This is a genomic window from Methanolobus sp. (assembly GCF_016278385.1).
GTDB lineage: Archaea > Halobacteriota > Methanosarcinia > Methanosarcinales > Methanosarcinaceae > Methanolobus.
This window is the reverse complement of the sequence record NZ_JADQBY010000022.1, coordinates 1-2,501: the sequence shown is the minus strand read 5'-3', so window position 1 is coordinate 2,501 and position 2,501 is coordinate 1. Positions and strand designations below refer to the sequence as shown.

Here is a 2,501-nt window from a genome sequence, read left to right as displayed (position 1 = left end):
TCTTCCAGACCTCTTTCCATGTCTGCATGTATCAGCTCGTAGATATCTTCCCCATTCTCCAGCTTGCGAGTGATCTCTACCTGTGCAGACGGCTTGATGTTGCCCTTTGAATCAACCTCTGCGCCCACCTTTGTGCGAATATCATATATCTGCGTGAAAGTTATCTTTCTCTCGGATGCAGGTTCTTCCGTCATTGTGCAGCCTCCGTGTTGTCCCAGACCGTCAGGACGCTACTACCTGGGTGAACACATGTCAGTTTCTGACAGCCGGCGTCCATCAAAAGGCCACCAATTAAAGCAGCAACTGGGATTGGTACTCTTCCAATCAATTCTGCGCAAAAATCGTTATGGTTGGGTAGTTGTCCAAGTACCCATCCTTCAACATCATCCATCTGCTGAGGATTCAACCGCATGAATGGGTTTTTCCTGTCGCCTGTCCAGAAGTCCTCTGGAAACTTTCTCATATCAATTCCAATTGTTAGTTCACAATCTTTCATTTTCGATTTTCCTTTTCATTTTATAGGAGGTACCTGCAGCGAGTGAGGGGTTATTTTGTTTTTAGTTTCGGTGCTAGGGTGGTACAGAATCTATCGCTGCAGGCAAATGACACCGTCCGGAGTCGAACCGGATTACCAGCATCCTTCCTAGTCGCTGCAAAGCAGTCCGACGGCTGGCCATGGAGTCTTGTTGTAATGGAGGTAGAGAGGCACGATGGATCGGGAACCGTGCCTCTTTGGATAATCATACGGTGGCTCCTTCGGGAGAACATTTGTCCCAGTATCGGGTGATATAGTACGGTGTTTCAACACCCATGAAAATAGCATCCTTTGGAGTCATCCCTGGATTATTCTCCCGCGCTGCTTTGAGTACATCCAGTCGTTGTTTTCGCTCAGCTCGAGTGACTCCACCGCTTAGCAACACTTCTGGCCGGGAGGCATATTTCGGCGTAGTCATGGAGAGGCCACATCGTTCGCAGACATGGTCTTTTTTTGTCTTTCTTTTTCTGACACGCAAGGAACCACATGAGGAGCATGTTTTTCTTTCTCTGACTTTTGCAGTGCTCATGCTTCCACCCGCTCGTTACATTTAGGACAGTAAATTGCATTCGTTCTGCACTCCCAGGAGACATTGAACGTATGTCCCTTGCTGCAGATGCAGGCAGAAACTGTACGACCGTCTTTGATTTCGGGAATCTCGGAGATCATGCAAAGACCTCCTTTCCAAAGACACGGTTCTGGCATGATTGACAGAGGCCGGACGTCATGTATTCATGCAGAGATAGTCCGTCCTGGAATTGTTCCGGATCGATCTTTGTTCCGCACTGTGGGCATAAGCGTTGGTCTACTTTCTCCTGTGCTCCCGGATACATGGTGCGGGTCAGTTGGTTTAGTTGAGGAATGGGTACGAGGGTCATGCTTCGGCCTCCGGTGCTTTCATTCGGTCAACCATTTTGGCAAGATCTTCCTGGTAGTATTGCTCCATCTTCTCTGGAGATATCTCCATGATGTACTCATGTCCACATTCCGAACATGACCACCACGATCTTGCACCATATCCCTTGAGGACAGCTGCATTAAAACAGCCAGATGTGCCTCTGCATTTTGGACACGGCCTGTTTCTACCAACTGCTGTGTTCACGGTATCCTGTGCATAGTTGTACCTGCGTTGATCCTGGCCTTCCGAGAGCCAGTTCTTATCCTTTCCACGGATGGTTCCAGGTGTGACTCCGTGCTTTTTGCTGCGTCGGGATGCCATTAGTCAACCACTCCGATGATCTTCTGGACAGTTATCAGGTAATCTTCAGTCTCGTGAACGTCGTCGGGAAACTCCAGTTCTTCGTCGTATCTGAGGTCATACTTCTCGATGGCATCTTCCAGGGAGCCTTTGTAAGGAACAGACATCTACTCCACCCCGGCAATTTTCTTGGTGGCTCTTGCAAGCATCTGTTGTAGAGGTGAACCCGATTCCCACTGCTCGAGTCGGTAGGGTTTTTGTTCAATGAACTGTCTGGCCTGCTCTTCCAGGGAGAGTTCGTCGGTCATGCTTCCACCGCCGTACCTGCCATGTTTCCATGTAGGCTTATTCCATACTGCTCTGCATTCTCGCACAGATTTTTACTGTTCAGCGCACAGAACAGCATGCCTATTGCTTTCTCTACTGCATCAGACCTGCTTGAAAACAGGTGATGCGAACCGACCAATACGTCAAGCTGTTTCTCAGTTAGTGGGGAAACAGATGTTGTTAGCAAGGGTTTGTTTCTTTTCATTTCTTTCAATCTCCTTCATTTGCATTCCTAGTCTTAGGAGGTCACGCCCCGCGTCTCCTCGGTTCATGTATTCGCCATTTTGAATATACGCGTCTACTTTGTCAGCGAGTTTAACCGGGCACCGGAACGCGATTGTAACGTCTTCCATTGATATACCTCAGTTACAACAATTGTATTGCAATTGTTATACACATAAAAAAAAGAGCTGTATTGTATTTATTCTTTTTGCTATTGTT

The 2,501-nt window shown here is 47.8% G+C and carries 9 protein-coding genes; all 9 read right to left on the bottom strand.

From position 1 onward, the window contains the following. On the bottom strand, window positions 1-194 hold a 194-nt coding region (locus QZZ23_RS09980), incomplete at its 3' end, for a hypothetical protein (RefSeq protein ID WP_292469577.1). Next, complete coding sequence (locus QZZ23_RS09975) at window positions 191-496, bottom strand: hypothetical protein (protein ID WP_292469575.1); 306 nt, start codon at window positions 494-496, stop codon at window positions 191-193. The genes QZZ23_RS09975 and QZZ23_RS09980, both read right to left, overlap by 4 nt. A gap of 244 nt (window positions 497-740) precedes the next feature. Next, window positions 741-1,064, bottom strand: a complete 324-nt coding sequence (locus QZZ23_RS09970; protein ID WP_292469573.1) for a hypothetical protein — start codon at window positions 1,062-1,064, stop codon at window positions 741-743. Continuing rightward, the gene (locus QZZ23_RS09965) at window positions 1,061-1,204 is read right to left on the bottom strand and encodes a hypothetical protein (protein ID WP_292469571.1); all 144 of its coding nucleotides are present in this window, start codon (window positions 1,202-1,204) and stop codon (window positions 1,061-1,063) included. The genes QZZ23_RS09970 and QZZ23_RS09965 overlap by 4 nt, the downstream gene beginning before the upstream one ends. After that, on the bottom strand, window positions 1,201-1,413 hold the full coding sequence (locus QZZ23_RS09960; protein WP_292469568.1) for a hypothetical protein: 213 nt from the start codon (window positions 1,411-1,413) through the stop codon (window positions 1,201-1,203). The genes QZZ23_RS09965 and QZZ23_RS09960 overlap by 4 nt, the downstream gene beginning before the upstream one ends. Further along, complete coding sequence (locus QZZ23_RS09955; RefSeq protein ID WP_292469565.1) at window positions 1,410-1,754, bottom strand: hypothetical protein; 345 nt, start codon at window positions 1,752-1,754, stop codon at window positions 1,410-1,412. Before QZZ23_RS09955 ends, QZZ23_RS09960 begins: the two co-directional genes overlap by 4 nt. Then, complete coding sequence (locus QZZ23_RS09950) at window positions 1,754-1,900, bottom strand: hypothetical protein (RefSeq protein ID WP_292469561.1); 147 nt, start codon at window positions 1,898-1,900, stop codon at window positions 1,754-1,756. The genes QZZ23_RS09955 and QZZ23_RS09950 overlap by 1 nt, the downstream gene beginning before the upstream one ends. Next, window positions 1,901-2,041: a hypothetical protein gene (locus tag QZZ23_RS09945; RefSeq protein WP_292469558.1), complete on the bottom strand. Its 141-nt coding sequence runs from the start codon at window positions 2,039-2,041 to the stop codon at window positions 1,901-1,903. After that, complete coding sequence (locus QZZ23_RS09940) at window positions 2,038-2,265, bottom strand: hypothetical protein (protein WP_292469555.1); 228 nt, start codon at window positions 2,263-2,265, stop codon at window positions 2,038-2,040. Before QZZ23_RS09940 ends, QZZ23_RS09945 begins: the two co-directional genes overlap by 4 nt. Window positions 2,266-2,501: the final 236 nt, after the last annotated feature.

Coding starts and splice junctions, on each gene's coding strand:
- QZZ23_RS09975 (WP_292469575.1), bottom strand. CDS start 496: ATGAAAGATTGTGAACTAACAATTGGAATTGATATGAGAAAGTTTCCA.
- QZZ23_RS09970 (WP_292469573.1), bottom strand. CDS start 1,064: ATGAGCACTGCAAAAGTCAGAGAAAGAAAAACATGCTCCTCATGTGGT.
- QZZ23_RS09965 (WP_292469571.1), bottom strand. CDS start 1,204: ATGATCTCCGAGATTCCCGAAATCAAAGACGGTCGTACAGTTTCTGCC.
- QZZ23_RS09960 (WP_292469568.1), bottom strand. CDS start 1,413: ATGACCCTCGTACCCATTCCTCAACTAAACCAACTGACCCGCACCATG.
- QZZ23_RS09955 (WP_292469565.1), bottom strand. CDS start 1,754: ATGGCATCCCGACGCAGCAAAAAGCACGGAGTCACACCTGGAACCATC.
- QZZ23_RS09950 (WP_292469561.1), bottom strand. CDS start 1,900: ATGTCTGTTCCTTACAAAGGCTCCCTGGAAGATGCCATCGAGAAGTAT.
- QZZ23_RS09945 (WP_292469558.1), bottom strand. CDS start 2,041: ATGACCGACGAACTCTCCCTGGAAGAGCAGGCCAGACAGTTCATTGAA.
- QZZ23_RS09940 (WP_292469555.1), bottom strand. CDS start 2,265: ATGAAAAGAAACAAACCCTTGCTAACAACATCTGTTTCCCCACTAACT.